The following is a 26,800-nucleotide window of genomic DNA, read 5'->3' on the forward strand; positions in this document are numbered from 1 at the left end:
AGCAAGCAAATGGGGAAAACGATGTCCACCGACGTCCGCACGTCCGCGCCCGCCGGCGCTCCTTCCAGCCCGGTCGTCACCTGGCTGCTCACTCTGGTGACCTTCGGTATCTACTGGCTGGTCTGGTACTACAAGGTCAACAAGCAGGTGAAGGCGATCGATCCGACCATCGAGGTCAACCCCGGCATGGCGGTCGTCGCCGTCACCCTCGGCTCGTTCCTGATCGTCCCGCCGTTCGTCTCCATCGTGAAGACCGGCTCTCGCATCGCCCAGGCGCAGCGCGCCGCCGGCGTGACCTCCGACTGCTCCGGCGTCGTCGGCCTGCTGCTCGGCTTCGTCCTCGGCCTGACCCCGCTCTACTACCAGAGCAAGCTGAACACGGTCTGGGCCGACCGCGCCTGATCCGCCGCCACACGTGGCGCCGGCACGCGGGGAGGGGCCGGGAGAGCGAACGCTCTCCCGGCCCTCCCCGTTTTCCGTTCCTCCACCGCCGTCCGCGCTCTGGCGGGGAGTGCGGTGAACGCGCTGGGCGTATCGGTGGCGAGGTCACTGCGGGCGGGAACGCCCGGCCGGCCCACCGGTCGAGCGCGCAGTGGAAGGCGGCGACCGGCAAGTCCAGGGCGGGCCGCGGTCGCCCGCACCTCGCCGCCGATGCGGGCGTGCCACTTTGACGACAACTCCTGGAGCGCGCCCCGTACGGCATTAGGCTCGGGGCCGTGAGCAGCGAGGCGGCGGGGGACGCGGTGACGGCGGGCGGGGCGCGGTACCGCCGGGAGGAAGTGGCCCGGGCGGCCGGTGTGAAAGTCCGCAATCTGCGTTACTACCAGGAGCGCGGGCTGCTGCCCCCACCCCGCCGGGAGGGCCGGATCGCCTGGTACTCCGACGACCACCTGGCCCGGCTGCGGCTCATCGACGACCTGCTCGGCCGCGGTTACACGGTGAACGGCATCGCGGAGCTGCTGACCGCCTGGGAGCAGGGCGGTGGCATCGATCAACTCCTCGGTCTGAAGCGGGAGATGACACGCGACTGGGTGCACGAGGAGCCCGTCACGATGGACCTGGCCGAGCTGCGGGAGCTGTTCGGCCCGGCGGCGACCTCCCAGGACACCCGGCGGGCCGTCGCGCTGGAGTACGTACGGGTCGACGGGGACACCGTCACCTTCCCGAACCGGCGGCTGCTGGAGGCGACGCTGACGCTGCTGCGGCAGGGGTGCCGCTCGCGGAGATCCTGGACGCCGGGGGCTTCGTCCACGCTCAGGCGGCGGCGCTCGCGGACCGGTTCGTCGCCCTGTTCCGGCGGCATGTGATCGGCCCGGAGGGCCTGGAGCAGCTTTCGGCCACGCAGTTGGATCACATCGCGGAGGCGGCAGCGGCGCTGCGCCCGGTGGCGGGTGAGGTCGTGGCCGCGGAGTTCGCGCGGGCGATGGCCCGGAGGGTGGAGGCGGAAGTCGCCGCGCTGCTGCGTACGGAGCAGTAGGACTTGGCCGAAAGGCGGCGTTCGCACAACCTTGCCAACCGTCATTGGCACTCTTACATTCAACTCCACGGTCGTACTGACGAGTAACGACCGCATGCGACCGGGGCGCCCGGACCGCACGGGTTCGTACCGGATCGCGCCGACCCCACCCCACCCACCCAAGGGGAATCTGTCATGGAACACGACTTAGACGAGGGCCGGGTGAGATGGCGGCGCTTCGCCGTCCTGACGGTCCCGGCCGTCGCCGTCACCGCCGGCCTCGGCATCGCCCTCGCCCAAGGGGCGCTCGCCGCCTCCTTCGCCGTATCGGGCCAGCAGTTCAAGGTCTCCGCCAAGAGCCTGACCGGCGAGGGCTTCGCCCAGTACGGCAGCGTGGACGTCAACGCCCGGGAGGAACTCATCCCGGTGGCGGTCACCGCCATCAAGGAGGCCGAGCTCAACAGCCTCTGCCAGTCGGTGGTCACCTCGCTCCCGGTGATCGGCGACATCTCGCTCAACCTGACCGCCGGCCAGAAGACCCCGGTCAAGGCGACGGACCTCTTCGTCGACGCCACCCAGCTGTCCGGCAACGCGACTTTCACGAACATCGAGATCGGCCGCGACGCCTCCACCCTGGACAAGGGCCCGGCCGACGCCCAGGGCATGCAGGACATGTTCGCCCAGCAGGCCGACACCGTCAGCATCACCGATCTGCGGCAGACGGCGTGGGCCACCAACGCCGGCACCTTCAAGCTCTCCGGCCTGAGCATGAAGATCAACAAGGGCAAGAAGGAATGCTTCTGAGCCGGACGCGGTTCCGGCGGTGGCGCCGCAGCCGGCCGTTCTGGGGCGGACTCGCCGCCGTCCTCGCCGGGGCCGAGATCTGTGTCCTGCCGCTCGCTCCGCTGAAGGTCATGCTCACCCAGGGCGTGGCGGGGATCCCGTCCGTCCTGATGGGCCTCGTGATGATCGTCCTCGGTGTCTCCGTCTGGTTCGCCCCGCACTACCGGGCACTCGCCGGAGTGCTCACCACCCTCATCGCCACCGCCGCGCTCGTGCTGTCGAACCTCGGCGGGTTCCTCGTCGGAACCCTGCTGGGCATCCTCGGTGGCGGCCTCATGTTCGCCTGGCAGCCGCGGACCCCCCGTTCCGGCACATCAGCCGGAGCAGGCGGGACCGCGGAATCCGCAGCACCCACACCGCACGCAACTCCCTCCTCCACACCGCTCTCCGATCCCCAAGGAGCACAGCCATGAGCCGCACACGCGTCACCCTCGCCCTCGGGCTCGCCGCCGCCGGCGCACTGACCCTCGGCGCCGCGTCCGCCACCGCCGCACCGTTACCGTTACCGGCGGCCGGCTCGACCACCGTCACCCCGGCCGGCCACGCCTTCAAGGCCACGCTCAGCGGCAAGGCCACCCTCAAGGCAGGCTCGGTCACCGTGACCTGCTCGGTCTCCGTGTCCACCGGCACCGTCCCGGCCGCTCCCGGCAACCACAACCCGGCCGGCCCGGTCTCCTCGCCCATCTCCGCCCCGACGTACAGTTCCTGCACCTCGAGCATGCCGGGCGTGACCCCGACCATCACCACCAGCGGCGACTGGAAGGTGTCCATGCAGAACGGGTCTCCGGTCACGGCCACCATGACCGTCCCCGCGGGCGGCCTCGTGGTCAAGACGACCGGGCTGGCCACCTGTACGGTCGTCACCGCACCCACCGCCGCGGCGAGCGTCCCCGGCTCCTGGACCAACGGCGCCCCGTCCTCGCTGGCCTTCACCAACGCCTCGGTCCCGGTCAAGGTCACCGGCGGGTTCGGCTGTCCGACCAGTGCGACGAGCTCCACCTTCAACGCCGTCTACACGGTGGCGGACACCACCGACCCGGCCCAGCAGATCGCCGTGGCACCGTAGCCCGAAGCCCCTTCGCCCGGAGCGGGGAGATGCCGGGCGCGCCCGTCGCCGGACGGACACCGGTCCGGGTCCGTACGCCGTACGGCCGCCCGGTATCTCCCCGCCGGCACCCCGGCCCGGAACCGGGCGGCCACCACCCGTCCCCTGCACAGGAGACACGGCCGGCCGCAGAGGAGGACGGCCAGGCCGGGGCCGTGCAACGCCAGCGGGCCGGCGGCGGCACGGCCCCGCATCAGGGCCCGGCGCGCAGGGCCGGCCGTACGCCGTGCCCCGACGCCGCCCCGCCCCCAGGCGGTCGCACGGGCCAGTGTTCCCCGTGCTTCGCGCACCCGGCGTTCGGTGGCCGCGTGGGCGTCGTGGAACGGACGCGGGCCGGTCAGCGCCACGCCGGTGTCCTGCCGCAGCCGGTGGGCCGCCCCCGGGAGCCACGCCGCGTGGGCGTGGTCGCCGGTGGCGGCCACCGCCCAGGCCTGCGTTTCCGGCCCCCGGGCCGGCCCCCAGCTGTCACCGATGGCACGCTGCCGCCCCAGGGCCTCCCGCAACGGGCCCGGCGCCAGGGCCGGTTCCCCGTGCCGCAGTTCGGTGAGTCCGGCGCACCACCGGGCCCAGCCGCGGGCCCACTCCGCGCCGCCGGCGAGCGGGGCCCGCTGCGGGCCGTCGGCTCCACCAACTCCCGCTGCCCGTCCAGCAGCTCACCCCGCAGACGGCCCCCGCCCCGACGGCACCGGTCCGTCCGGCCTCACCGGGCCGGCGCACGCGTGCCCGTACATCCTGAGGGCAGACGGCACAGGAGGACATCGAGGAGGCGGCATGGCGAAAACACCCGACGTTCTGTACGCCCGCATCGGACAGGAAGTGGCCGACCGGGCCGAACAGCTGTGGGGGGTGGCCCTGGAGCTGCACCGCTCGCCGGAGCTCGCCTTCCAGGAGCACCGGGCGGTGGAGGTGCTGACCGGGCACTTCGAGCGGGAGGGCTTCCTGGTCGAGCGTGACGTGGCGGGCTTGCCCACGGCGTTCGTCGCCCGGACCGGCGACGGCGCCGGGCCCTGTGTCGCGTTGCTGCTGGAGTACGACGCCCTGCCGGAACTCGGGCACGCCTGCGGGCACAACCTGATCGCTTCGGCGGGACTCGGCGCAGCTCTCGCGCTGCGCGGTGCGCTCGGACACGTGGGCGGCACGCTCCTCGCGATCGGCACCCCCGCCGAGGAGGGCGGCGGCGGCAAAGTCACCCTGACCGACGCGGGAGTCTTCGAAGGCGTCGACGCGGCCCTGATGTTCCACCCGGGCGTGCACACCTGGTCATGGGCGCCATTGACCGCGCAATGCCAGGTGAGAGTGGGTTTCCACGGTCGTGCGGCGCATCCGACGGGGAACCCGGCCGAGGGGATCGACGCGCTGGCGGCACTCATCCAGCTGTTCAACACTCTCGCTGTGCCGAGCCGGCGCCTGCCTCCCGGGTCACACATCCAGGGCGTGGTGACGGACGGTGGCAAGGCCACCAACATCGTGCCCGCGTTCGCCGAGGGCCTGTTCGGACTCCGGGGCGCCACCACGGTGGCGCTGGACGACCTGGTCGCCGAACTGTCCGGCTGTGCCGAAGGGGTCGCGCACTCCACGGGCACCACGGTCGACATCACCCGGGAGACCGCCGGGTACGAGCACTTCCGGAACAACGACGTGCTGTCCAGCCGGTTCGCGGACCACCTCGCACGGGTCGGCGTTCCCGTCCGGGAGCCCGCCCCCGGGGTGTATCTCGGTTCCTCGGACATCGGGAACGTCAGCACGCGCGTCCCGGCCATCCACCCGTTCGTCGCGATCATGGACGAGACCGGTTCCGACCACACCCCGCAGTTCGCCGAGGCCGCCGCCGGCGCCCGCGGGCGAGAAGCCGTGCTCGCCGCGGCGCAGGCCCTGGCCTGCACCGCGGCGGACGTCCTGCTCGTTCCAGGGGTTTCGGAACGTGCCTGGCGATGCCTGCGCGAGAAGGCCGACGCGGGCCTGTAGAACCGCGAAAGCGACTCAGGCGACCGTGGGCTCCGGGAAACCGCCGCCCGCCGCCCCCTTTCCGGCTCCACCCGCACGGCCGCACCTGGAGCGGCGCGCCGTTTTCTCCCGGGAGCCAAGGGCAGGCGCACCGTATGGACCATTCAGAAGCTCCCGTACTCGAAGCTCTGGCCGCCTACCACGCCGAGAAACAAACCCCGTTCACTCCGCCGGGCCACAAGCAGGGGCGCGGCGCCGACCCCCGTGTCCGTGCGGTCCTGGGGGACGCGGTCTTCCTTTCGGACGTACTGGCGACCAGCGGGCTGGACGACCGGACATCGTCCAACGGCGTCCTGGAACACGCGCAGGCCCTCATGGCGGACGCCGTCGGGGCCGAGCACACCTTCTTCTCGACCTGCGGCAGTTCCCTGTCGGTCAAGGCGGCCATGCTGTCGGTGGCAGGGCCGCACGAGAAGCTGCTCGTGGGGCGTGACGCGCACAAATCCGTGGTCTCGGGGCTGATCCTGTCGGGCATCCGGCCCATCTGGGTCACGCCGCAGTGGGACCCGCAGCGTCACCTGGCGCACCCGCCGTCCGCGGAGGCGTTCGAAGCGGCCTTCGCCGAACACCCGGACGCGAAGGGCGCGCTCGTGACCACGCCCACGCCGTACGGCACCTGTTCGGATCTCTCCGCCATCGCGCAGGTCTGCCACAAGCGGGGCAAGCCGCTGATCGTGGACGAGGCATGGGGGGCGCACCTGCCGTTCCACCCCGCGCTGCCGACCTGGGCCATGGACGCCGGGGCCGATGTCTGCGTCACCTCCGTGCACAAGATGGGCTCAGGGCTGGAGCAGGGTTCGGTCTTCCATCTCCAGGGCGATCTGATCGAGCCCGAAGTACTGAAGAGCCGTGAGGAACTCCTCGGCACGACCAGCCCTTCCGTGCTCCTGTACGCCGCCATGGACGGATGGCGGCGCCAGATGGTCGAGCACGGCCACGCCCTCTACGACGACGCGCTCGCCCTCGCCGCGTCCGTACGGGCCCGGGTCGGCGGCATCGACGGCATGCGCGTACACGGGCGGGACGACTTCTGCGGGCCCGGCCGCGCAGCCGACATGGACCCCCTCCAGGTCATCATCGACATCACCTCGCTCGGCACGACCGGTTACCGGGCGGCCGACTGGCTGCGTGAACACCACCAGATCAACCTCCACCTGTCCGACCACCGCCGCATCAGCGCCCAACTGAGCCACGCCGACGACGAACACACCGCACAGACCCTCCTCTCGGCCCTGCGGGGCGTCGCCGCGCACGCGGACGAACTGCGGTCCGCACAGGCGGTCGAGGTCCCGGACCCCCACCGGCTCCAGCTCGAACAAGCGCTGCTTCCGCGCGACGCGTTCTTCGGGCCGACGGAACAGGTGCCGTGGGAGAAGGCGATCGGCCGGGTCACCGCCGAAATGCTGACCCCGTACCCGCCCGGCATTCCCGCCGCGCTGCCCGGCGAGCGCCTCACCACGGGCGTCCTTCGCTATCTGCGCACCGGCATCGACGCAGGCATGGTCGTACCGGACGCAGCCGACACCGAGGTCAAGAGCGTACGCGTCGCCATCGAGGACTGAACCGGACCTCACCCCTCTCCCGCCCTCCCACCACGGCGCGGCGGAAGCGGCCCCGTCTGTCACCGGCGCCGGCCGGCACAGGACTCCGCGCACCGGCCGAACCGGCCGTCCGGAAGATTGTGCTGCATGAGGGCGCATGGGGCGGGAACACGTACAGCACTCAAGAGTGTCTGCGGGAGGGACTGTAGTGGTGTTGAAGCCGGAGCCGCGTCGTGTGAGGACTCTGCTTGCCCGGTACGCGAGCGCGCGCATCGCGCTCGCGGAGAAGGCTGACGAGGCGTGGCAACGAGAGCTGGCAGACGTCACCTACACGCTGTGCGTGGTGACCGGGACCCGCTCGATCACCGATGCGATCGCGGCTGCCGACGAGATCCTGGAAGCGGCCAGGCAGCCCGGAGAGAACCACCCCGAAGAGGACCTTCAGGCACCACTCGCACCGGACACCACCCTCGCGGCCTGAGGCCGCCGCGCCGTTGCCCGCGATCCGCGTTCTCCGCCGTTCTCGAGGGGCGGGTTCCGACCGGAGCGTGTGGACGGGCGAACGCCGCGCACTTCGCCGTCGAAGAGGGCCGGCTGTTTCCGCGGCCGGCCGAGGCGTGCTCCGCCGGGGCCCTGAACGGGCCGGGCGAGAAGACCCGCAGGGCCGTGGGGAGCGACCCGGCCCTGCCGCACCCCGCAGTTCCCGGCGTCCCGTCGGCTCGACGAGATACGAGTCCCGGAACCGGGACGGCCGACCGGGCCCGCGACGTGTCCACCGGTCGCGGCACGCAGCACTGACCGGCGGGCCGTGTCCGTGAGGACCCATCGTGCCCGGGCAACCGCCACACATCAGGAAAGGACATCGCATGACCACCGCACGAGAGATCATGACCGCAGGCACAGAGTGCATCGGCGCGGAGGAGACCGTGCTGCTCGCCGCGCAGAAGATGACCGAGCTGGGTGTCGGCGCCCTGCCGATCTGCGGTACGGACAACAAGCTCAAGGGCATGCTCACCGACCGCGACATCGTCGTGAAGGTACTCGGTGCAGGCAAGGACCCTGCCGACTGCAAGGCCGGCGAACTGGCACAGGGCGAGGCGGTGACCATCGGCGCCGACGACGACGCCGAAGAGATCCTGCGCACCATGACCCGGCACAAGGTGCGCCGCCTGCCGGTCATCGACGGCCACGACCTGGTCGGCATGGTCGCCCAGGCCGACGTGGCCCGGGCCCTGCCCGATCCCAGGACGGGCGACCTCCTTGAGGCGCTGTCCACCGACTGATCCGCAACAGTGGAGGCCCCGGCCCGAGGCCGGGGCCTTGCTCGCGTGGCAAGCACCCGGTGCTCATGCGCTCCAGCCGGGCGACGACGGCCGTCACACGTGCGTCATCCGTTGTCCCGGTCCCCTCCGGAGGCACGCCGCCCCCGTGTCACCGCGAGGACACTTCCCGCGACGGCGATCACGGCGATGGCCAGGGCGATGCTGACCCCGCCCTCGGTGTCCCAGTACACGTCTTCCAGGCTGATCAGCAGCGCCGCCTCGTCGAGGACCAGGGCCAGGCCCACCCCGTAGGCGAGCCCCGTCCAGGCGCGCACCCGTGCCGAGCGTTCGACCAGACCCGCCGCGCCCACGGCCGCGAGCAGCAGGATGCCCCACACGTAGTGGTGGATGTGCACTTCACCGGCCTGTACGTCGCCCATCCCGGCCGCGTCGATGTGGATGAGCCAGGTGAGCAGGCGCATCCCGCCGAAGGTGAGGGCGAACCCCCACCAGGCCAGTACGAAGCCGCGCCGCTCGGGGGAGATGCCGGGCAGCAGGCGCAGCCAGGGCGACGGACGTTCCGTAGGCCGGGACTGCGGACGGCCGGGCGCCTTTGACGGCTTCATACGCGCTCTCCTGCTGTGGATTCCTCGGTCGGCGCGGCCATGGCGTCCGCGCTGCGGCGGGACCCGGCGCGCAGCCCCGGACCCCGGCCGCGCGTTCGTCGCCGGTCGCGCGCGCCAGGCGCCGGGTCCGTGCGCCGTCCCCATGCGTCGGAGACGATGGTGTCACCGGCTTCCCGTACGACGAGTGTTGTCACGTGGGCCCGGGCCGGGTTCCCCTCGAATGACCCGGCGGCCTCCCGCGGGGCGCGGCTCGAGGGAGGCCACGCGTGTGAAGTATCCGAAAACGGCTACAGGACAGAAGGGTTCCCGGACGACACCGCGTCTGCCCACGGGCACCGGTGAAGCACGGACGGCCGGCCCTGTGCGCATCATCGACAGGAGGACAGGATGAGCCGGCCCGTACAGCAGCAGTCGCCGCCCGGAGCCACCGGGCGGACGCGTCTGTGAGGAGTGGCTCGTGGACTGGTACCCCCTGCGGCTGACCACCCCCGTCAAACAGCACGTCTTCGGGGGCCGGGCCATCCCCGACCGCCTGGCGCGCGCCGGGCTCCCCGCCGGGCGGATCGCCGAGACGTGGGAGGTCAGCGATGTCGACGGCGACGGGGCGCACGTACGGGAGGGCCCGCTGGCCGGGACCTCCCTCCGCGAACTGACCGAGAGGGAACCCGACGGGCTGGTGGGCCGGGGCCGGCGGGTACCGCGCTTCCCCCTGCTGACGAAGTTCATCGACGCGGCCGGCCCCCTGCCGGTGCACCTGCACGCCGACGACGAGGCCGCCCGCGGGCAGGGCGAACCCAACGGCAAGACCGAGGCGTGGCACATTCTCGACGCCGAACCCGGAGCCACCGCGCTGGTCGGAGTGGAGCCGGGCGTGGACCGCGAGCGGCTGCGGCTGGCCCTGCTGGAGCAGGACTTCGACGCCGTGATGCGCCGCCTGCCGGTCCGCGCCGGGCTGACGCTGTACGTCCCGGCGGGCACCCTGCACAGCTTCGGCCCCGGCACCCTGGTCTACGAGATCGAGCAGACCTCCGACCTCCAGGAGCACGCCATGCGCCACCGCATGGAGGACGGGGCGGCGCTCGGCGACGCGCAGTGGCACACCAACGTCGACGCGCTCCTGGACCAGTGGAAGCCGGACCCGCGGCCGGAGTTCGTACCCGGCCTGCGGCTGCCGGCCGGCGACGGCGTCGTACGGGTGATCCTGTGCGCCGGTCCCTATTTCGCCCTGGAGCGGTGGCAGGTGCGGGCCGGAGCCCGGCTGGACCACGCCTTCACGACCGCCCTCGTCCTCAGCAACGCGGGAGCTCCGGTCTCCTTCACCTGCGGCGACCGGCCACAGGAGCTGGACCGGGCGCAGACCGTGCTGCTGCCCGCCGCCCTCGGCCGGGTACGGGTCCACGGCCCCGCCGACGTACTCGTCGGCTACCTGCCCGACCTCGAACACGACATCCGCCGTCCCCTGGCCGGCGCCGGTTACGGCCCGGTCGCCCTTTCCGCACTCGGCGAGGGCCTTTCCTGAGCCATGCCGTGCCCCCGCTCCTCGTCGCGCCCGCCGGCTCCGCCGCGGTCCCGGCCGGTGCCGCGGTGCTTCCCCGTTCCTCACGTCACGAGCGAGCACCGCGGCACACCAGGAGGCTTCCGCGCTACTCGGCCGTCACCCGGAAGGTCTCCAGGGACGGGTCCGAAGCGTCGGGAACGAGCATGCCCGCCGCCACGCCGCTGCGCAGGTAGTCCACCACCGCCGAGGTGATGACCTCGCCGGGCGCGACGACCGGCACCCCGGGCGGATAAGGGCTGAGCATCTCCGCGGCGATCCGCCCGACGGCCTTCTCCGCCGGGACGTGCTCGGCCTTGGCGAAGAAGGCGTCGCGGGGAAGCACGGGCTGCTCCAGTTCCAGCTCTCCCGCTCCGGGCAGCAGGACCTGCGGCCGGCGCTCGATGGAGTCGGCGTGATCGACCAGCCGGCGCAGGGAGTCGATGAGCAGGTTCTCCGTGTGGTCGTTGTCCGCGTGGGTGATCTGGCCGCTGATCCGGCAGGTGTCGGAGGATCCGATGTCGATGTGGCAGTGGGCGCGCAGCCATTCGGCCGCCTGCATGCCGCTGATGCCGAGCCCGCGCACGTCGACGGTGATCTTCAGCGGGTCCAGGTCCGCCGTCATGCCCTCACGCACCGCCTCCCGGCCGAGGAGCACCAGCCCGGGCATGCCGGCGACCGCTTCGCGGATGCGGGCGGAGCGGCGCAGCGCCGTCTCCAGCAGGCCGTGCCCCTGCTCGGCCATCTGGCGGCGCCATCCGTCGAGGGTGGCGTACACCAGGGACGACGAACTGGTGGTGCCCAGCAGGTCCTCGCGCTGCTTGAGCACGCCGGGGAGACGCGGTCGCCCTGGAGGTGGAAGACGGAGCTCTGCTCGACGGCACCGCCCATCTTGTGGACGCTGGTGACGACGAGGTCGGCCTCGGCGTCCATGCCCCAGGCCGGCAGGCCGGGGTGGAAGGGCAGGTGCGCTCCCCACGCCTCGTCGACGATCAGCGGGACGTCCCGTTCGTGGCATACCTGCGCGACACCGCGGATGTCGGCGCACGAACCCCAGTCGGTGGGCGTGACCAGCAGCATCCCCTTGGCATCCGGGTGCGCCTCCAGGGCGCTTCGCACGTCATCGGGCTCCGGCGGGTGGGCGAGGTGCCGCTCGGCGTCGAACTTGGGGTGCACCCACACCGGCTGCACACCGTTGACGATCACCGCGGCGATCACCGACTTGTGCGCGTTGCGCGAGAGGAGCAGCTTCTCGCCCGGCCCCGCCACCGCCAGCATCGCCGTCTTCACCGAGAGGGAACTCCCGCAGGTGGAGAAGAACGCCCGCTCCGCGCCGACCGCATCCGCCATCAGCTCTTCCGCCTGTGCAAGCACCCCCTGGGATTCGCGGCGGTCGTCCAGACCGTTGAGGGAGAGGACGTCGGAACGGAACACGCCTTCCCCCACGATGTCCACCACCCGGGGATCGGCGCCCAGCCCCTGCTTGTGCCCCGGGGGCCCGTACACGACATCCCCGCGACGCCGGAACGCCTCCAGCGCTTCGAGAACGGGAACGCGGGAGTGATCCATCAGCTGCCTCCTTGTGTGTCGGTACACGTACCGCCGGCAACCGGACCGGCGGTACACGGAGCCGGCTGCCTCAGCCGGGGGCGAGCCGGGCGGTTGCGGGCTTCCTCAGGACGCGTACGCGTCGGGCCGACCGGTCGGCCGGCCGCATGTTCCTGTACCCGGACGCGCCGATCCCTCACGGCGGCGGCGCTGCTTCGGCCACCGATGGCGGCACGCGCATCACGGCAACCGCTCCCGGAATCGACCGCCGCGCGTCAGAGGGCGGACCCGCTCCGGGCGGTCGAGCCCCTCGTGCGTACCGGAAGCTGCGACAATGGGAGAGCCGTCCGCATCGCCTCCCCGCCGGAGCAGGGCGGACCGCAACGCGCTGGAGGCATCACTCTCGGGTTGGATTCCGTGGCCCCGGCAATCCCTGCTTTCACGGCCGATCACGGGTCAGCCGGCCCGGAACAGGAACGACCATGGTTGACGGACCCCCCTCCGACGTACCGGACCTGGACGTACCGGACCTGACCGGCCTGCTGCTCGACGCCGAAAGCGTCGATGAATTCCTGCAGGCCCTTGTCGACAGTGCTCTGCAACGGAGCCCGGCCGCCGACGGGGCCGGTATCACGCTGGAGCGCCGGGGCCGCCCCCTGACCGTGGCCAGCGTCGGCCCAAGGGCCGGGGACCTGGACGAGAAGCAGTACGGCCAGAACGACGGCCCGTGCCTCCAGTCGCTGCGCACGGCGGGAGAAGTCCTGGTCGGCGACATGATGGGCGAACGGCGCTGGGGCGACTACCCGGCCTATGCCGTGGCGTGCGGTATCCGTTCCTCCGTCTCGCTGCCGATCGCGGCCCACACCCACACAGCCGGTGCCTTGAACCTGTACTTCGCCAAGCCGGACGGGGCGACGGACGTCGACATGGATTTCCTCCGTGCGCTGGCGGCGCAGGCCACCGGAGCGATCACGCTGGCGCAGCGGATCGGCGACGCCCAGGAATTCGCCGACCACCTGCAGACCGCACTGAAGTCCCGCACCGTCATCGACCAGGCCATCGGCGTGATCATGGGACAGCGGCGGTGCACCGCCGAACGCGCCTTCGCGATCCTGCGCAGCGCCTCCCAGCACCGCAACATCAAGCTGCGCGACCTGTGCGCCGACCTCCTGACCAACGTCTCGGGCCGGCCGCCGACCCAGGACGGGCTGCGCCCCCGGCCCTGATTCGCAGGGGGTTCACCGCCCGACGCCCTGGTCCCGCCGCGCCGGCTGCTTCGAGACGGGACGGCATCCGCGCGCGCAGGCTACGGCGCCGGACAACGTGGCGGTCACCAGCAGAAACCGGTAGACACCGGCGATGCGGAACACCTTGCGGGCCAGAGGCCGACGCGCCACCACGGACAGCACGGCTCCTCCGCGGCGGGCGACCTGCCGAACGCGCAGCAGCACGTTGACAGCCGCAGCGGTGACCAGCGGCGTGTGCACGTCGAGAATCACGGTCCGGGCGCCGGAACCCGAGATCAGCGCGCGCAGCCCGCTTTCAGCGGCGTCTTGCTCGCCGAAGTCGATCACCTCGTGGATCTCGATCACGAGACGGTCGGCGCCGAGGCGGTAGTACGGAAACAGCAACGTGGACTCCAGAAGCATGCCTGTCGGAGGGGCCGCTTCCTGACCGCCTCATCCCGTGTGCCCCTGCCGCGGAGGATGATGCGGGAGATCCATGTGGTCCCGCCCGCCCGCGTGCCCCCTCAGCGGCGCCCCCGGGAGGGGGTGGTTTCGACGCCCGCCTCTTCCGCCGCCGCCCCGCGGCGATCCCTCCGGTCTGCCGGGGACGTACGTCAAGGCATTGGCGGATGTGGTCTCGCCGCGCGCTCCGGGCCTGCACAATTCGGATTGTGATCGATGACGACCCGTACCTGTGGCTGGAAGACGTTGAGAGTGGGGCGGCGCTCGAGTGGGTGGCCGGGCGGAACGCCGAGACGGAGGCCGCGCTGGCCGCCGGCGCCGGGTTCGCTTCCCTGAAGGAGCGCCTGCGGGAGGTGCTGGACGCTTCCGACCGCATCCCCTACACCATCCGTCGCGGAGTGTTCCTTTACAACTTCTGGCAGGACGCCGACCACGTGCGTGGTGTGTGGCGGCGTACGACGCTGGAGCAGTACCGCAAGGACGCTCCCGAGTGGGAGGTCCTCCTCGACGTCGACGCGCTCGCCGCCGCGGAGGACGAGAAGTGGGTGTGGGCCGGTGCGCGGGTACGCCGTCCCGACTACGACCGGGCACTGGTGTGCCTGTCGCGCGACGGTGGTGATGCCGTTGTGGTCCGCGAGTTCGACCTCGGCACCCGGACTTTCGTCGCGGGAGGGTTCCAGGTGGGGGAGGCGAAGACGCGGATCGGGTGGGTCGACGCCGACACCGTCTTCGTCGGCACGGACTGCGGGCCCGGCTCGCTGACCGACGCGGGCTATCCGCGTACGGTGCGCAGGTGGCGGCGCGGTACGCCGCTGGAGGAAGCCGCTCTGGTCTTCGAGGCCGGGGCGGAAGACGTGTCGGCCTGGGGCCGGCACGACGCCACACCCGGTTTCGAGCGGGACTTCGTCGGCCGCTCGCTGGACTTCTTCCGCAGCGAGGTGTACCTCCTCGCCCCCGACGCCACGCTCGTGAAGATCGACGTTCCCGACGACGCCCGCGCCTACGCCCATCGCCAGTATCTGATCGTCACCCCGAAGTCCGACTGGCTCGGACACCGGGCGGGCTCCCTGCTGGCGTTCGGCTTCGACGCCTTCCTGGCCGGCGACCGCACCGCCGAGGTGCTGTTCGCACCGGACGAGCGGACGGCTCTGGCCGGGCACTCGTGGACCCGCCGCCATCTGATCCTGGAGACGATGCGCGACGTCAGCACCCACATCGAGGTCCTCACCCCGGTCTCCGGCGGCGGGTGGGCGCGCAAGCCGCTCGCGGACGTCCCGACGCTGTCCGCGGTCACCGTCGTGGACACGGACCCGGACGTCTCCGACGAGTATTTCCTGGATGTGTCGGGATTCTTGCAGCCCTCCACCCTCTACCGCGGGCAGATCGGCGCCGACACCGAGGTCCTCAAGCAGGCTCCGGCCCGCTTCGACACGGACGGTCTGGCGGTGGAGCAGTTCTTCGCGACCTCCCGGGACGGCACGCGGGTGCCGTACTTCGTGATCGGCCCCGACCGCGGCCCCACGGGCCCCGGCCCCGCCCTGCTCTACGGCTACGGCGGCTTCGAGGTCTCCCTCACCCCCTTCTACGGCGCGGTGACGGGCCGGGCGTGGCTGGAGCGCGGCGGCACCTACGTGATCGCGAACATCCGGGGCGGCGGCGAGTACGGGCCGGACTGGCACCAGGCCGCACTCGGCGCGGACCGGCCGCGAGCCTTCGAGGACTTCGCGGCCGTCGCCGCGGACCTCGTCGCGCGGGGCATCACCACCCCGGGCATGCTGGGCGCCGCGGGGGGCAGCAACGGCGGCCTGCTCATGGGCGCGATGCTCACCCGCTGCCCGGAGCTGTTCGGCGCGATCGTCGCCCAGGTACCGCTGCTGGACATGCTCCGCTTCCACAAGCTCCTCGCCGGCGCGTCCTGGATCGCCGAGTACGGCAACCCGGACAACGAAGCCGACCGCCCCCACCTCCGTGCGCTCTCCCCCTACCACCGGCTCACCGCGGACCGGACGTACCCGCCGGTCCTCCTGATGACCTCCACCCGTGACGACCGCGTCCACCCCGGCCATGCCCGCAAAACGGCCGCACGGCTGCGCGAACTCGGCCACCCGGTCCTGCTCCACGAGAACACCGGCGGCGGCCACGCAGGCGCCAGCGACAACGAACAGTCGGCCCACAACAAAGCCCTGGTGCACACCTTCTTGTGGCAGCACCTCGCACCACCGGTCCGGTCGGCCTCCGGCCGGCCGGGCGCGACTCACCTGGACGGTGAGTAATGTTGAACTTGCAACCATTCTTTCGTTGGGAGGCGGTACGCGGTGAGCAACGTCGAAGTGAAGCCCACTGAGTTGCGTTGCGGAGGACCGGAGGGCGATGGCCGGGTGCCGGGGATCGAGGTCCTCTCCCCGCGTGACGTCCCGCTGGGCGGTCCGCGGGCGATGACCGTACGCCGTACGCTGCCACAGCGCGCCCGGACGCTGATCGGCGCCTGGTGCTTCGCCGACCACTACGGCCCCGACAATGTGGCCGAGACGGGCGGCATGGACGTCGCCCCACATCCGCACACCGGCCTGCAGACGGTGAGCTGGCTGTTCAGCGGGGAGATCGAGCACCGCGACAGCCTGGGCAGCCACGCGTTCGTACGGCCGGGCGAGCTGAACCTCATGACGGGCGGGTACGGGATCAGCCATTCGGAGGTCTCGACCGAGCGGACCACCGCCTTGCACGGTGTGCAGTTGTGGGTGGCGCTGCCCGAAGAGCACCGGCACACGGAACCGGACTTCCAGCACTACGTTCCCACCCCTGTGCGGACCGGCGGGGCCGGGATCAGGGTCTTCCTGGGCACGCTCGCGGGAGCGGTCTCCCCGGTGCGGACGTTCACCCCGCTGCTCGGTGCCGAAATCGTCCTCGATCCGGGTGCGACGGCCACGCTCGCCCTGGACCCCGCCTTCGAGCACGGCCTTCTCGTCGACCACGGGAGGATCCGCATGGCCGACACCGTGCTGAACCCGGCCGAACTGGGCTGCCTCCCGACCGGATCCGACCGGCTGACGCTGACGAACGAGTCGGACGACACCGCCCGGACAATCCTGCTCGGCGGAACTCCGTTCGAGGAGGAAATCATCATGTGGTGGAACTTCATCGGCCGTTCCCACGAGGACATCGTGCAGGCCCGGAAGGACTGGATGGAGGGCACCCGCTTCGGCGAGGTGCACGGTTACGCCGGCGACCGCCTGCCCGCGCCCGAACTCCCGACGGTGGCGCTGAAACCGCGCAGGCGGCTGCACTGACCTGTGTTGATGAGCCTGGATGGGCGCGCCTGTAGCGGAGGGGTGTGGCCCGGTAGCCGCGAAGCGGAATCATGGGATCGGCGTCGTTCATGGTTCCTGTGAAAGGTGGTTGGCAGTCCAAGGTGTGGTCGTATGCAGGCGGCTTCGGTAGACCCGATGCTGACTCAATGCCGACTTCGCTGACGGGGTGTCTGGCATATACCGGGGTGGTCGGTGCGGTCGGGGGGCGGCAGCCGTCGCTGTCTCGCCGTCATGACTGACGGCGCCGATGCCGGCAGCGCGGCGATGAGGCCATGCCGGCTTCTGGGCACCGGTGCGCACGAGGGAAACCTAAGGGTGCAATCCCGACAAGATCGGCCCGCGTCGGCATGTGGATCGTCACTCGGGGCGCTGGTGAGGTCCCGGTCCTGACCGCCGACGATCTGACGCATCGGCTTCGGTTCACTTCCGCTCACGCGGGGATGCTCCGGTGCGGGGTTGGAATAAGTCAGTCGTCCCGAAGGCGGTTCGAAGGAGCCCGGCCCGTCCGCCGCGCTATCTCACGGACTCCGGCTCCCTGCGCCTTGAGGAGGTCCCGGCCACAGCTGTGGTCTGACAACATCATCGGGAGGTGTTGTGCGGGTTCTCGCGTGATCGTTTGGCAACTGCTGCGCGACGCAATGGTCTTGGGCCATTGCGGGCGCCTGGGGCGCTCCGGGCGTCTGGGGACTGTGGGTGCCGGTGGCCGTGAGTCGCGGGGAGCTTGGGACACCGGGGGCGTTGAGCCTCCGCCTGCGCCAGCACAGCAGGACGCCGAGCAACGCCAGTGGCACCGGAAGCAGGCGCAGCGCCACCTCGCCTGTGGACAGGGGATCTTCAGGCGGTCCGAGCCCGGCGGCCTGGCGTGGCGTGGGCGTGCCAAGCCACACGGTGTCGTCGCCCCTGGCGGCCGGCGCTTCCAGTGAACGGTCGATGTCCTCGGTGAGGGTGGCTTGCTCGGCCGTGAAGCAGTCGTTCGAGACCTTGCTCATGGCGGTCTTGGAGAGATCGACGCCGCCGTAGGAATACGTACGGACGTAGACACGGCCATCGCCGCGCTGCTCCTCCTCCGTGACTTTGAACTCGCCCCTGGAGTAGGAGTCGGCGTACCGGTCGAAGGTGTCGGTGGGCTTCCCATCGGTCTCGGTCTGCCAGTCGGTGACGTCACCCTTGTCGACAAGGTCGCCGTAGGCCGTGTCCTTGGATCGGCTCAGCCCTCGATACCACTCGGCAGCGACGCGGGCGAGATAGACACGGCGCAGTTCGGCGTATTGCGGTGCGTAGTTGATGGCATGCTTCAGCTTGGGCAAGACCAAAGTGCGAAACAAGTCCTCGTTCCGGTCCTCGGTGGCCTTGTCCGTCCTCGGGTACCCGGCCGCTGCCGCCTTGCCGCGCGCCTCCATGTACGTGGTTTCCATCTGGACATCGAGGGGTGCGTCGAGGATGTAGAGCGCGTCGCCGTCCTGGTGTACGGAGGCCGGGGCGGAGAGGATCCGGGTGCGATCGCAGATCGGCTTCGAGCATGATGCGCCCGGCGTCTGTCTGCCCGGGCCGGTGATCGACGATCCGGTCCGGTGCGTTGGGATTGAGATTGACGCAGAATGAGGTGGGGTTGAGGGTCAGCCAGACGAAGAAGGCGCCTGAAGCCTGGTCGGCGGCGGTCAGGCCGGTGGACGTACACGGGTCGCCCTTCATGAAGTCGCGGTCCGCGCTGAACGAGTACTGCAGTCCGCTGCCGTCGCCGGGGTCGGACAGATAGCGCAACCCCATGCTGGAGAAGTCGATCCCGCCGGACGCGGCCCCGGGGAGCGACAGTGCGTCGACCAGGCCCGTGGACGGGGTGGCCTTGCCTCGATTCGCTTCGTTTCGGCACGGGTTGGCACGGACCGCGGGCATGATCAGGAGCCCTTGCGCATTGGCGCCGGGAGTTTGTGAGCCGGTGCCGCCCTTGCTGCAGCCCTTCTTGGAGGTGTCCTTGGATCCGGCCCCGGGAGCGGTGGAGGGAGGCGCGGCCTTGTCCGCTATTCCCGCGCGCTCCGCCACGGAGCTGGCCGACGCCCTCCGCTCAGGCCTGGGTCTGCGGCAGCGCTGGACCGCGCCCGCCACGGACACCACCCGAACCGCCGAGGCCTGCACGGAACCGGAACCGGTGGCGTAGTCGGGGACCGACGCCGACATGCCCGGCTCCGACATGTCGGTGCCGGACGAACCCGGCCTGGCCACCAGAGACTTCGACGGCTTCGGCATGACCGATCCGGATCCGGCCGGCCCGGACATGACCGCGCTGGACACGAGCGGTGGGCAGCCGGGTCTGGGTGACCCCCGTGCCGGCCCCAGCGGACAGCCGGACGGCGCCCGCGGGCCGATACCCGCTCCCGGGGCGGCACCCGCTCCCATGTCCGCGCGTCCGCCCGTGACCGCCGCGCGAGGCGAGCCGGACTTCCCGGTGCTGTCCGATGACATCGTCGCGGCCGCGAGGCGGAGGAGCGGGATGAGTTCTTTCCAGGTGCCGGTGGTGCCCTCCCGCCCGGTGCGAACGGGGAGGGCACTTGTTCACTCTTCTCCAGTCTCCGGCAGGGGAGTGGTCAGCGGTTCGCGGAGCTGCCGCGAACTACGCAGGAGCGGTTGCTCTCCCAGCCCCAGCCGTCCCCGTCGGGGTCGGAGGAGCTGCCGTCTTCTCCGCGGTGCGGGTCCCATGATGCGCTGGCGACGGCCCGTGCCGCGGGTCGAGTATCCGCCCGTGAACCGGGACCTGCGGCTGAACGGGCGCGGTGTGACGCTCATCCCCACGTACTTCTGCTGGCGCACTCCGAACAGCCTCGCCGATCCGGAACTCCCGCCCGTCCTGTGCTCCCCGGTGCTCCGGCGCGCCGGTACCCCGCCTCCGGACCATCGGCTCGCCGACGAACCGTCCGTACCCCTGACGACGTTCCTCGGGCGGACCCGGGCGGCAGCCCTGTACGCGGCTGCCACCGGGGCGACGACGGGGGAGATCGCCCGAGCGGCAGGGGTCTCCGCGGCGTCCGCCAGCCGGCACGCCACCGCACTGCGTGACGCCGGGCTCATCACCAGCAGCCGGCATGCCACGACAGTGCTGCACACCCTCACCCCCGTGGGCGCCTCGGTGCTCCGCGCGTCCTCGAAGGGGGACGGCCCGTGACCACCAGGCCGCACGTCATGGGCCGATGACCTGCGGCCTGGACGCATGCATGACGCGACCGCAGCACGTGACGAAGGCATCACCGGCCTCGTCCCCGACCGCAACCGCAAATACCGGCCCTGGCCGATAATCGCCACGCGCACCGGGACGGTGCCAGGACAACAGCCGGTCCTGCGCGCCTGGACGTCGACGGACCGGCCCGCCGGCGCCCAGGCGTGCTCAGGAGCAACCGAGGGCTGTTCCTGTGGTGCTGGTGGCTTTCGTGAGACCCTGCCGGAGCCGGCCGGCTCGGGGCGGCACCGGCCAGGTTCTGCGGGATGCGGTAGAGCCGGCAGGCGACCGACGCAGTGGCGCCGGGCTCGGCGAACGGGTCGAGGCCGCCGACGACAATCGTCGGGGGAGCCGCCCGTTGTGCCGGACCGCTCAGCCTCTGCCGGTCTGCCGGTCACCCGGACGATGAAGCCGGTCGGTGCCCACCCAGGCCTTGTCCAGGGCCTGTTCCAGGGCTCGTTGGGCAATCCGCCGCCACCAGGACTTCGGTCTCCGGGTCTCCAGGACCGCGCACCACCGCACCCCGGGGACCGGACCCCCGGGGCAGTACCGAGCAGGATCGGCCGAGGGCGAGTGCGCCCAACTGTATTTACCCGGAGGCCATCCTTGTGGGTGTGCCCGCCGCCCGCTGCCCTTTCGCCCCCGGGCGGCGGGTGCACCCACCTGGAGCCCGGCAGACGGGTCAGCCGGGCCAGGTGCCGGTCAGGCGTCGCACCGCGGTGGCGCCGCCGCGGTCGACGGCCGCTTTCACGGCGGCGAAGATCGCGCCCTGGGCAGTGGCGGCGAGCAGGACCTCCCGCCAGCCGCGATCCTCGTCGGTGGCGTCCGGGGCGTCCTCGTCACGACTGATGACTTTCCAGGCCTGCTTGAAGACGGCACCGGCCACGAGGCCACTGCCGGCGCCGAGCGCCAGGCCGATGGGCTTGTAGGCGATCTTGGACGCTTTCATCAGCGCCCCCTCCTCTTGCGGCGCACCAGGACGAGCACGGCGAGTGCGGCGACTCCGGTGATGAGCAGGCCACGGTTGCCGCGCGTGCTCTCCGCTGCCTGATACGCCTTCTCCAGGACCGGGTCCGGGGCCTTCTCCTGGAACTTGTCTGCCACAGCGGCCGCTGCCTGCGCGATCTGCTCCTTGGCCTGTGCGGCCTTCTCACGGACCGGCTCCGGGGTCCTGTCCTGCGCCAGGTGCAGTGCCTGAGCGGCCTTGTCCTGCACCTGGCTCCTGACCTGCGCCGCCTTCTCTTGTGCCTGGGCTTTGACATCGGCCTTGGCGGCCAGTGCTTCGACGGTCTGACCGAGCTTCTCGCGGGTTCCTTCCACCTGCTCGCGCAGCTCTTCGGGGGTGGGCGTGGAGCCGTTGTCCTGCGGGTTGACGGTCATCGGTGCGCTTTCTCCTTGATCTCAGCGACGTCGGCCTTGACGCCGTCGATGGCCAGCTCAGGGGCGGGCGGGCTCGCCTGGCTGATCTGTTTCTTGCCCACGGCGGCGAGCACCGCGGCCAGTACCGCCAGGACCACGGTCACGGTCAACGCGGAGACCCACAGCGGCCACATCAGGCTCAGCACCACGATCGCGGTGGCGGCAAGAGCCTGTAGGGCGAGGAAGCCGACCGCGCCGGCTCCGCCGAGCAGGCCGCCTCCGATCCCAAAGCGTTTGCCCTTCTGCTGCATCTCGGCCTGGGCGAGGCGCAGTTCCTGCCGCATCAGCTGAGAGACCTGCTCCGACGCCTGCTTGACCAGCTCACTCACCGGCGCCTCGGCCTCGAAGCTCTGACGCGGCGGGGGGTCCATGGACGTGCTCATCGTCCTACCTGCCTTTCCATGCTCAGCCGGGACACGCCGTAGACGCGCTCCGGCATGCCTGCCGGTGGCCGCGCCCAGGGCGTCGGCTTCCTCTGCCGACGCCCTGGGCGACGTCGTGGACGGGCGCGTCGGCGTTGCGTTTCACGGAGTTGATGCCGTTCAGGCGGGCGCGCATGACACCTGACTCTCCGTTCGTATCGGGTACGGGGGGCGTTCTTCGCCGCGTACCCGTGCTCTGTCCAGCCATGCGGGCGCCCGGCAGCCCGTACAAGGGGTTACAGCAGTCTGCGGAGCAGTCGGGGTGCGCGGTGGACCAGCCAGGCACTGGTCAGTCCGATGGCGGCACCGACCGCGACGTCGCTGGGGTAGTGCGCTCCGCTGTGGACACGTTCCACGGCCACCATCGCGGCGGGGACCGAGGCGGCCGCTCCCCACCAGGGGGAGATGAGGGCCACCGTGGCGGTGAAGCCCACGGCGGCCGCGGTGTGCCCGGAGGGGAAGGAAGAGCTGTCCGGCCGGTCTTCGGCGTCGTCGTGCGGAATCATCTCCAGGGGTGGTCTGCGCCGCTCGTACAGCTGCTTGCACCCCGCGTTGCCGATCACCTGTGCGGTGAGCATGCCGGCCAGGCCCGCTGCTGCGGCTCTGCGCTCGGTGTGCCCGCCCGTGGCGGCCATGACCAGGGCGGTGCCCCACCAGAGTTTCGTTTTCTCCGCTGCGGACTCCACCGCCGGCAGGACTTGCCGGGCCCAGGGCGAGTCCCAGGAGGCGGCTCGGCGGGTCAGCTGCCGGTCGAGGGCCTGGAAGTCATGAAGTAGACGCATGATCATCTGCTTCCCCGCCGTCCGCGTTCCTACGCCGGTCCGAGCGGCGCGTGCCGGGGCCCGGTGGAGCCGGGCTGGTCGCCGGCCATTTCCCTGCGGTCGCCGTCGGTCCATGTGCGGGTGTCGCGGGGCTGGACGTACGGCTCCTCGTGTTCGGGGTGGCCGCCGATGATGGCGCGCTCGCGGGCCATCTCCGCGTCGAACTCGAGGCCGAGGAGGACCGCCAGGTTCGTGATCCACAGCCAGACCAGGAAGATGACCACTCCGGCGAGGGTGCCGTACGTCTTGTTGTACGAACCGAAGTTCGCCACGTACAGGGCGAAGCCGGCCGAGGCGATCATCCAGATGACCAGGGCGAGGAAGCTGCCCGGGGTGACCCACGCGAAGCCGCGGCCCCTGACGTTGGGGAGGCCCAGTACAGGAGCGCGATCATGATGGTGACGAGAAGGACCAGTACGGGCCACTTCGCGATCGACCACACCGTCAGCGCGGAGTCTCCTATGCCCAGTGCCGTGCCCACGTGCTGGGCGAGTCCGCCGGTGAACACCACGATGAGTGCGCTGACGCACGCCATGACCATCAGCACCAAGGTGACGCCCACCCGCACCGGCAGTACCTTCCACACCGGCCGGCCCTCCGGCATGTCGTAGACGGCGTTGGAGGAGCGGATGAACGCGGCCACGTAGCCTGACGCCGACCACAGCGCGCCCAGCAGGCCGACGACCGCCAGGACGGATCCGGTGCCGCCGTTGCCCTGCAACTGGGTGACCGCGCTGGAGATGATGTCCCGCGCCGAGCCGGGGGTCATCTGCTTGAGGTTGTCCAGAATGCTCTTGGTCGCCGATTCACCGGCGATGCCCAGCAGTGAGACCAATACCAGCAGGGCGGGGAAAAGTGCCAGCACCCCGTAGTAGGTCAGCGCCGCGGCGCGGTCGGCCAGCTCGTCGTCCTGGAACTCCGCCACCGTCCGCTTGAGCACCGCCCACCACGACTTCGTTCGCATCTCGGTCGGTTGGTCCGGTGCGTCGCGCTCCACCTGCGGGTCCGGGCCGGGCTCCGAGCCGGTACCGGAATCCGGCTCCGTTCCACGGTCTGTCCGCCGGTGCCGCGTATCGTCATGCTTTCGCTGCCTCATCGATGCCATGGCACCCGGGTAACCGGAAACGCCGGGTCCTGAACATCGTTCTCCGCTTGGGGCGTCGCTCCTCGCGACTACGGAGGCAGTCTCGTGCGGGCGCCCCGGGCGCCCCGGGCGCCCCGGCGGCACAGCGATTTCTTCGCCCTCGTCCCCGAGGCCACCATGGTCGAGGAGCACCGTCTCCACGAGCACCACGGCACCGCCTGGGAAGAAGAGTGCCAACAGGCCAACAGGTCTGGCCAGGGCGGCTGGGCTCGCACCGGCACCGATACGGGTACCAGTGCACCTCCGACACCGGAGCGGCCCGCGGCGAGGTCCGCTCCGCGCCCTCCGGTGACGGTGCGATGGCCCGCTCCGAGGAGTGAGTGACTGCACATCGGTACCGAGTGCCGGCAAGCCGGCCGGGTGAGGCCGCGTCAGTACGTGGTCACGGAAGAGCAGCAGGAGCGGCCGGCCGTCGGGACCGAGGCCCGAAACCGTCGCCGGACACGACGACCGCCGACGCCGACCGCACAGCCACGCGCCTTCGTGGTGTGGCGTCCGCCGGTGTGTTTCCGCGCCCGTCCGCCGGCTTGCAGGGCTGTGGGCGGGCGCGGACGTTCTGCCAGGGCCCGGCCCGAGAACGGCAACAGGGGCTCGGCGCAGGGGGCGGGCTTCTGTCTCATCGTCGCGCGTGCCGGGCTCTGCGGGAGTAGCGGTGCCGTCGGGCAGGCAAGGGCGCGAACAGGCGTTCCTCGTATCGGCCCAGCACAAGCACCAAGCAGAGGAAGAGCGCCGGCAGTAGCACCGCGATCACTGTCATGAACACCAGAACGGTGTCAGGCCAGGGCCTTGCCGAGAACCCGGGCCGCGTGAAGGACGTCGGGCAGTGGCAGCCCCAGGGCACCGGCGAGTTCGGCCAGCTCCGGCTCAGTGGGATGGACGGGGCCGCTCGCCCCGTCCTCCACGAACGCCCTGATCCGTGGCGTACGGATTCCGGTTCGCTCCGCGAGGGCCTGTACGGTCAGGCGACGGCGGCGCATGGTTACTTGCAGAATTTCTCCAAGGTCGGCCATTCCACTCGCCTGCCCACAGCAGAGGTACTCAGTCCTCGCACGCGAAGAACTCAGCCGCGCGGTCCGCACCGTCTTCGTCCGAGACCACCTCGCCGGCCCGAGCCGCGCCGGGAGATCCAGCCCCGAGCCGGCCTCGCAAGGGCCTGACACAGGTACGGAGAAACGGTCGCCGCGTCGCAGGTCTCGGCGGCCCGCGGCCCTCACGCGCCGCGGAGTCCGCGGCCTCCCGGCGCAGCAGGCCGCAGGGCCGGCGGATCGGTCGGACGCCGCCCTCCGGACGAGGAACCCCGGCAAGGGACGGAGGGGCTCGGGCAGGCCGTCGAGGCGTGACGGGGGACGGCGGCACCGCACAACACCGGATGAGGCGTTTTCATGGTTGAACTGAGCGGGGTCCTCGGCGTGATGGTGGTGGCCCTCGGCATGGTGCTCACCCCCGGCCCGAACATGATCTACCTGGTCTCCCGCAGCATCACCCAGGGCAGGCGTGCCGGGACGATCTCCCTCGGCGGTGTGGCGCTCGGCTTCATGGTGTACCTGCTCGCCGCGAACCTGGGCCTGTCGGTCGCCTTCACCGCCGTACCCGAGCTGTACTTCGCGGTGAAGTTCGCGGGCGCCGCGTACCTCGCCTACTTGGCCTGGAACGCCCTCAAGCCGGGTGGCGTCTCCGTTTTCACCCCACAGGACGTGCCGCACGACTCACCGGGAAGGCTGTTCACGATGGGGTTGATGACGAACCTGCTCAACCCGAAGATCGCCATCATGTACCTCTCGCTCATTCCCCAGTTCATCGACCTGGGCAAGGGCCACGTCCTCCTCCAGGGCATCGTTCTCGGCTCGGTCCAGATCGTCGTCAGCGTCGCGGTCAACCTCGCCGTCGTCCTGGCGGCCGGCGCGATCGCCGTCTTCCTCGCCCGCCGCCCCTCCTGGCTCAAGGCGCAGCGCTACATGATGGGCACCGTGCTGGGCGCGCTCGCCGTCTCGCTGGCCGCCGACACCTCGGGTCCGTCCAAGGCGAGCTGACGGTAGGGCGGCACGGTAGGGCCGCAGGGATACGCACCGGGGACCCGCGGGCGGCAACGGCCGCGAACCGCTCTGCCGGAAGCCCGTCGGCCCGACTCGTCCGCACCAGCCCTTGCTTGAGGCCGTCCACGCCCACCTGGGGACGTGGACTTCCCCGGCCGACCGTGATCACCGCGGAACGGTCGCGCGGTGATCGGCGACGGCGTGGGAGACCTGCTCGTCCACGAGGTCGTGGTCGAGGGCGAAGGCGACGGCCGTGCCCATGCCGGCGGCGGTGATCACCATCGCGCGCGGGTCGACGACGTTGCCCACCGCCCCCACACCGGGCACGCCGGCGCGGCCCGAGGTGTCAGTGGTCACCCAGCCGTTCTCGGTACGGCAACCCGGGCCGGTCGGCAGCGCGTCGTCGGGCACCACCCGAGGGAAGGCGAACACCACCCTCCGGTCCGCCATCCGGCCGCTCTCCGGCTCGACGCCACGTATCCGGCCGTCGGTCACCACCAGCCGCTCGACCACGCCCCGGACGTCGACGAGGAAGGGGCGGCGCACGACGAACGCGCGGAAGACCGGCAGCCCGCCTTTCCGGCCGCGCCGTTCCCCCGCCTCCGGGCGTTCGGCGGACCGGGAGGGAACGGCAGCCAGGACTACTCGGTGAGCGGGACACCCGTTGTCACCGAGGCCGGCTGCGGGGTGCCCCTCCGCCCGGTCGTCACCGGCGAATGAGCGGGGCGGGTCCGGCTCGACGACCGCGACCGGGGTGGCTTGTCCCCCGGACCGGACTTCTGCGACTGGTACACCGCATGGCTGGAATCCACCGGTTGATCTCCTGGACGCCCGGACG

At 71.2% G+C, this 26,800-nt stretch carries 27 protein-coding genes and 2 pseudogenes; 17 read left to right on the forward strand and 12 right to left on the reverse strand.

All coding sequences use genetic code 11. The features are described 5' to 3' along the window. Positions 1-21: 21 nt before the first annotated feature. The 6 genes from BN1555_RS31465 (at position 22) to BN1555_RS31485 (ending at position 3,365) form a co-directional block, all read left to right on the forward strand. Positions 22-402: a DUF4234 domain-containing protein gene (locus BN1555_RS31465; RefSeq protein ID WP_176710190.1), complete on the forward strand. Its 381-nt coding sequence runs from the start codon at positions 22-24 to the stop codon at positions 400-402. A 314-nt stretch (positions 403-716) separates the two neighbouring features. Beyond that, the gene (locus BN1555_RS31470; RefSeq protein WP_255306283.1) at positions 717-1,307 is read left to right on the forward strand and encodes a MerR family transcriptional regulator; all 591 of its coding nucleotides are present in this window, start codon (positions 717-719) and stop codon (positions 1,305-1,307) included. Further along, a complete protein-coding gene (locus tag BN1555_RS40840; RefSeq protein WP_255306284.1) occupies positions 1,304-1,477 on the forward strand; it encodes a hypothetical protein in 174 nt (57 codons plus the stop codon). The genes BN1555_RS31470 and BN1555_RS40840 overlap by 4 nt, the downstream gene beginning before the upstream one ends. Before the next feature lie 174 nt (positions 1,478-1,651). Beyond that, positions 1,652-2,260, forward strand: coding sequence for a DUF6230 family protein (locus BN1555_RS31475; RefSeq protein WP_093802550.1), 609 nt, complete (start codon positions 1,652-1,654; stop codon positions 2,258-2,260). After that, positions 2,251-2,712 carry a DUF6114 domain-containing protein gene (locus BN1555_RS31480; protein ID WP_093802551.1) on the forward strand — a complete coding sequence of 154 codons (462 nt, stop codon included), beginning with the start codon at positions 2,251-2,253 and terminating at the stop codon, positions 2,710-2,712. Before BN1555_RS31475 ends, BN1555_RS31480 begins: the two co-directional genes overlap by 10 nt. Beyond that, positions 2,709-3,365 (forward strand): hypothetical protein, encoded by a 657-nt coding sequence (locus BN1555_RS31485; protein WP_093802552.1) that lies wholly within the window; start codon positions 2,709-2,711, stop codon positions 3,363-3,365. The genes BN1555_RS31480 and BN1555_RS31485 overlap by 4 nt, the downstream gene beginning before the upstream one ends. On the opposite strand, the gene BN1555_RS31490 is transcribed toward BN1555_RS31485, so the two are convergent. Beyond that, the gene (locus tag BN1555_RS31490) at positions 3,311-3,826 is read right to left on the reverse strand and encodes a hypothetical protein (protein WP_093802553.1); all 516 of its coding nucleotides are present in this window, start codon (positions 3,824-3,826) and stop codon (positions 3,311-3,313) included. The two genes, BN1555_RS31485 and BN1555_RS31490, sit on opposite strands and share 55 nt — an antisense overlap. Positions 3,827-4,175: 349 nt before the next feature. Here BN1555_RS31490 and BN1555_RS31495 point away from each other — a divergent pair, with 349 nt between their 5' ends. From BN1555_RS31495 to BN1555_RS31510, 4 genes are all read left to right on the forward strand, one after another. Next, the gene (locus BN1555_RS31495) at positions 4,176-5,369 is read left to right on the forward strand and encodes an amidohydrolase (protein ID WP_093802554.1); all 1,194 of its coding nucleotides are present in this window, start codon (positions 4,176-4,178) and stop codon (positions 5,367-5,369) included. A gap of 134 nt (positions 5,370-5,503) precedes the next feature. Beyond that, on the forward strand, positions 5,504-6,970 hold the full coding sequence (locus tag BN1555_RS31500) for an aminotransferase class I/II-fold pyridoxal phosphate-dependent enzyme (RefSeq protein ID WP_093802555.1): 1,467 nt from the start codon (positions 5,504-5,506) through the stop codon (positions 6,968-6,970). Between the two features lie 136 nt (positions 6,971-7,106). Further along, on the forward strand, positions 7,107-7,430 hold the full coding sequence (locus BN1555_RS31505; protein ID WP_255306285.1) for a DUF5133 domain-containing protein: 324 nt from the start codon (positions 7,107-7,109) through the stop codon (positions 7,428-7,430). Positions 7,431-7,815: 385 nt separating this feature from the next. Beyond that, the gene (locus tag BN1555_RS31510) at positions 7,816-8,232 is read left to right on the forward strand and encodes a CBS domain-containing protein (protein ID WP_093802556.1); all 417 of its coding nucleotides are present in this window, start codon (positions 7,816-7,818) and stop codon (positions 8,230-8,232) included. 104 nt (positions 8,233-8,336) lie between these two features. On the opposite strand, the gene BN1555_RS31515 is transcribed toward BN1555_RS31510, so the two are convergent. Further along, complete coding sequence (locus BN1555_RS31515) at positions 8,337-8,837, reverse strand: hypothetical protein (protein ID WP_176710191.1); 501 nt, start codon at positions 8,835-8,837, stop codon at positions 8,337-8,339. 457 nt (positions 8,838-9,294) lie between these two features. Here BN1555_RS31515 and BN1555_RS31520 point away from each other — a divergent pair, with 457 nt between their 5' ends. Beyond that, positions 9,295-10,356 (forward strand): class I mannose-6-phosphate isomerase, encoded by a 1,062-nt coding sequence (locus tag BN1555_RS31520; protein ID WP_093802557.1) that lies wholly within the window; start codon positions 9,295-9,297, stop codon positions 10,354-10,356. Between the two features lie 124 nt (positions 10,357-10,480). Here BN1555_RS31520 and BN1555_RS31525 read toward each other — a convergent pair. Beyond that, positions 10,481-11,940, reverse strand: a pseudogene (locus tag BN1555_RS31525) (aminotransferase class I/II-fold pyridoxal phosphate-dependent enzyme). Positions 11,941-12,401: 461 nt separating this feature from the next. On the opposite strand from BN1555_RS31525, the gene BN1555_RS31530 reads away from it, so the two are divergent. Beyond that, positions 12,402-13,145: a GAF and ANTAR domain-containing protein gene (locus BN1555_RS31530; protein WP_093802558.1), complete on the forward strand. Its 744-nt coding sequence runs from the start codon at positions 12,402-12,404 to the stop codon at positions 13,143-13,145. A 12-nt stretch (positions 13,146-13,157) separates the two neighbouring features. On the opposite strand, the gene BN1555_RS31535 is transcribed toward BN1555_RS31530, so the two are convergent. Further along, on the reverse strand, positions 13,158-13,568 hold the full coding sequence (locus tag BN1555_RS31535; RefSeq protein WP_093802559.1) for an STAS domain-containing protein: 411 nt from the start codon (positions 13,566-13,568) through the stop codon (positions 13,158-13,160). Between the two features lie 239 nt (positions 13,569-13,807). Here BN1555_RS31535 and BN1555_RS31540 point away from each other — a divergent pair, with 239 nt between their 5' ends. Together BN1555_RS31540 and BN1555_RS31545 are read left to right on the forward strand one after the other, a co-directional pair. Then, complete coding sequence (locus BN1555_RS31540; RefSeq protein ID WP_093803784.1) at positions 13,808-15,880, forward strand: prolyl oligopeptidase family serine peptidase; 2,073 nt, start codon at positions 13,808-13,810, stop codon at positions 15,878-15,880. A gap of 42 nt (positions 15,881-15,922) precedes the next feature. Next, positions 15,923-16,894 carry a pirin family protein gene (locus BN1555_RS31545; RefSeq protein ID WP_093802561.1) on the forward strand — a complete coding sequence of 324 codons (972 nt, stop codon included), beginning with the start codon at positions 15,923-15,925 and terminating at the stop codon, positions 16,892-16,894. A gap of 539 nt (positions 16,895-17,433) precedes the next feature. Here BN1555_RS31545 and BN1555_RS31550 read toward each other — a convergent pair. Further along, a complete protein-coding gene (locus BN1555_RS31550; protein WP_141662922.1) occupies positions 17,434-18,330 on the reverse strand; it encodes a hypothetical protein in 897 nt (298 codons plus the stop codon). 596 nt (positions 18,331-18,926) lie between these two features. Between BN1555_RS31550 and BN1555_RS39235 the strand changes: the two genes are divergently transcribed. Then, complete coding sequence (locus BN1555_RS39235) at positions 18,927-19,070, forward strand: hypothetical protein (protein WP_176710192.1); 144 nt, start codon at positions 18,927-18,929, stop codon at positions 19,068-19,070. Between the two features lie 582 nt (positions 19,071-19,652). Continuing rightward, positions 19,653-20,072, forward strand: a complete 420-nt coding sequence (locus BN1555_RS31560; protein ID WP_141662923.1) for a helix-turn-helix domain-containing protein — start codon at positions 19,653-19,655, stop codon at positions 20,070-20,072. Between the two features lie 733 nt (positions 20,073-20,805). Here the strand turns inward: BN1555_RS31560 and BN1555_RS31565 are convergent. From BN1555_RS31565 to BN1555_RS31590, 6 genes and pseudogenes are all read right to left on the reverse strand, one after another. After that, positions 20,806-21,072 (reverse strand): DUF4235 domain-containing protein, encoded by a 267-nt coding sequence (locus tag BN1555_RS31565; RefSeq protein WP_093802565.1) that lies wholly within the window; start codon positions 21,070-21,072, stop codon positions 20,806-20,808. Beyond that, a complete protein-coding gene (locus BN1555_RS31570; RefSeq protein ID WP_093802566.1) occupies positions 21,072-21,503 on the reverse strand; it encodes a DUF3618 domain-containing protein in 432 nt (143 codons plus the stop codon). The genes BN1555_RS31565 and BN1555_RS31570 overlap by 1 nt, the downstream gene beginning before the upstream one ends. Beyond that, positions 21,500-21,913 carry a phage holin family protein gene (locus BN1555_RS31575; RefSeq protein WP_255306286.1) on the reverse strand — a complete coding sequence of 138 codons (414 nt, stop codon included), beginning with the start codon at positions 21,911-21,913 and terminating at the stop codon, positions 21,500-21,502. Before BN1555_RS31575 ends, BN1555_RS31570 begins: the two co-directional genes overlap by 4 nt. A gap of 287 nt (positions 21,914-22,200) precedes the next feature. After that, a complete protein-coding gene (locus tag BN1555_RS31580; protein WP_093803785.1) occupies positions 22,201-22,746 on the reverse strand; it encodes a phosphatase PAP2 family protein in 546 nt (181 codons plus the stop codon). A gap of 29 nt (positions 22,747-22,775) precedes the next feature. Next, positions 22,776-23,881: pseudogene (locus BN1555_RS31585) on the reverse strand (YihY/virulence factor BrkB family protein). Between the two features lie 821 nt (positions 23,882-24,702). Next, positions 24,703-24,906, reverse strand: coding sequence for a helix-turn-helix domain-containing protein (locus BN1555_RS31590; RefSeq protein ID WP_255306287.1), 204 nt, complete (start codon positions 24,904-24,906; stop codon positions 24,703-24,705). Positions 24,907-25,311: 405 nt separating this feature from the next. Between BN1555_RS31590 and BN1555_RS31595 the strand changes: the two genes are divergently transcribed. Continuing rightward, positions 25,312-25,959: a LysE family translocator gene (locus BN1555_RS31595; RefSeq protein WP_093802569.1), complete on the forward strand. Its 648-nt coding sequence runs from the start codon at positions 25,312-25,314 to the stop codon at positions 25,957-25,959. A 168-nt stretch (positions 25,960-26,127) separates the two neighbouring features. Here the strand turns inward: BN1555_RS31595 and BN1555_RS31600 are convergent, their stop codons facing one another. Further along, on the reverse strand, positions 26,128-26,508 hold the full coding sequence (locus BN1555_RS31600; protein WP_093802571.1) for an NAD(P)/FAD-dependent oxidoreductase: 381 nt from the start codon (positions 26,506-26,508) through the stop codon (positions 26,128-26,130). Between the last annotated feature and the right edge of the window lie 292 nt (positions 26,509-26,800).

Origin of the sequence: Streptomyces sp. Wb2n-11, from assembly GCF_001049855.1 — a bacterium.
Lineage (GTDB): Bacteria > Actinomycetota > Actinomycetes > Streptomycetales > Streptomycetaceae > Streptomyces > Streptomyces altiplanensis.

Coding starts and splice junctions, on each gene's coding strand:
- BN1555_RS31590 (WP_255306287.1), bottom strand. CDS start 24,906: ATGCGCCGCCGTCGCCTGACCGTACAGGCCCTCGCGGAGCGAACCGGA.
- BN1555_RS31595 (WP_093802569.1), top strand. CDS start 25,312: ATGGTTGAACTGAGCGGGGTCCTCGGCGTGATGGTGGTGGCCCTCGGC.
- BN1555_RS31530 (WP_093802558.1), top strand. CDS start 12,402: ATGGTTGACGGACCCCCCTCCGACGTACCGGACCTGGACGTACCGGAC.
- BN1555_RS31550 (WP_141662922.1), bottom strand. CDS start 18,330: ATGGAAACCACGTACATGGAGGCGCGCGGCAAGGCGGCAGCGGCCGGG.
- BN1555_RS31495 (WP_093802554.1), top strand. CDS start 4,176: ATGGCGAAAACACCCGACGTTCTGTACGCCCGCATCGGACAGGAAGTG.
- BN1555_RS31535 (WP_093802559.1), bottom strand. CDS start 13,568: ATGCTTCTGGAGTCCACGTTGCTGTTTCCGTACTACCGCCTCGGCGCC.
- BN1555_RS31570 (WP_093802566.1), bottom strand. CDS start 21,503: ATGACCGTCAACCCGCAGGACAACGGCTCCACGCCCACCCCCGAAGAG.
- BN1555_RS31580 (WP_093803785.1), bottom strand. CDS start 22,746: ATGCGTCTACTTCATGACTTCCAGGCCCTCGACCGGCAGCTGACCCGC.
- BN1555_RS31565 (WP_093802565.1), bottom strand. CDS start 21,072: ATGAAAGCGTCCAAGATCGCCTACAAGCCCATCGGCCTGGCGCTCGGC.
- BN1555_RS31485 (WP_093802552.1), top strand. CDS start 2,709: ATGAGCCGCACACGCGTCACCCTCGCCCTCGGGCTCGCCGCCGCCGGC.
- BN1555_RS31575 (WP_255306286.1), bottom strand. CDS start 21,913: ATGGACCCCCCGCCGCGTCAGAGCTTCGAGGCCGAGGCGCCGGTGAGT.
- BN1555_RS31480 (WP_093802551.1), top strand. CDS start 2,251: ATGCTTCTGAGCCGGACGCGGTTCCGGCGGTGGCGCCGCAGCCGGCCG.
- BN1555_RS31515 (WP_176710191.1), bottom strand. CDS start 8,837: ATGAAGCCGTCAAAGGCGCCCGGCCGTCCGCAGTCCCGGCCTACGGAA.
- BN1555_RS31500 (WP_093802555.1), top strand. CDS start 5,504: ATGGACCATTCAGAAGCTCCCGTACTCGAAGCTCTGGCCGCCTACCAC.
- BN1555_RS31505 (WP_255306285.1), top strand. CDS start 7,107: ATGGGGCGGGAACACGTACAGCACTCAAGAGTGTCTGCGGGAGGGACT.
- BN1555_RS31465 (WP_176710190.1), top strand. CDS start 22: ATGTCCACCGACGTCCGCACGTCCGCGCCCGCCGGCGCTCCTTCCAGC.
- BN1555_RS31475 (WP_093802550.1), top strand. CDS start 1,652: ATGGAACACGACTTAGACGAGGGCCGGGTGAGATGGCGGCGCTTCGCC.
- BN1555_RS31510 (WP_093802556.1), top strand. CDS start 7,816: ATGACCACCGCACGAGAGATCATGACCGCAGGCACAGAGTGCATCGGC.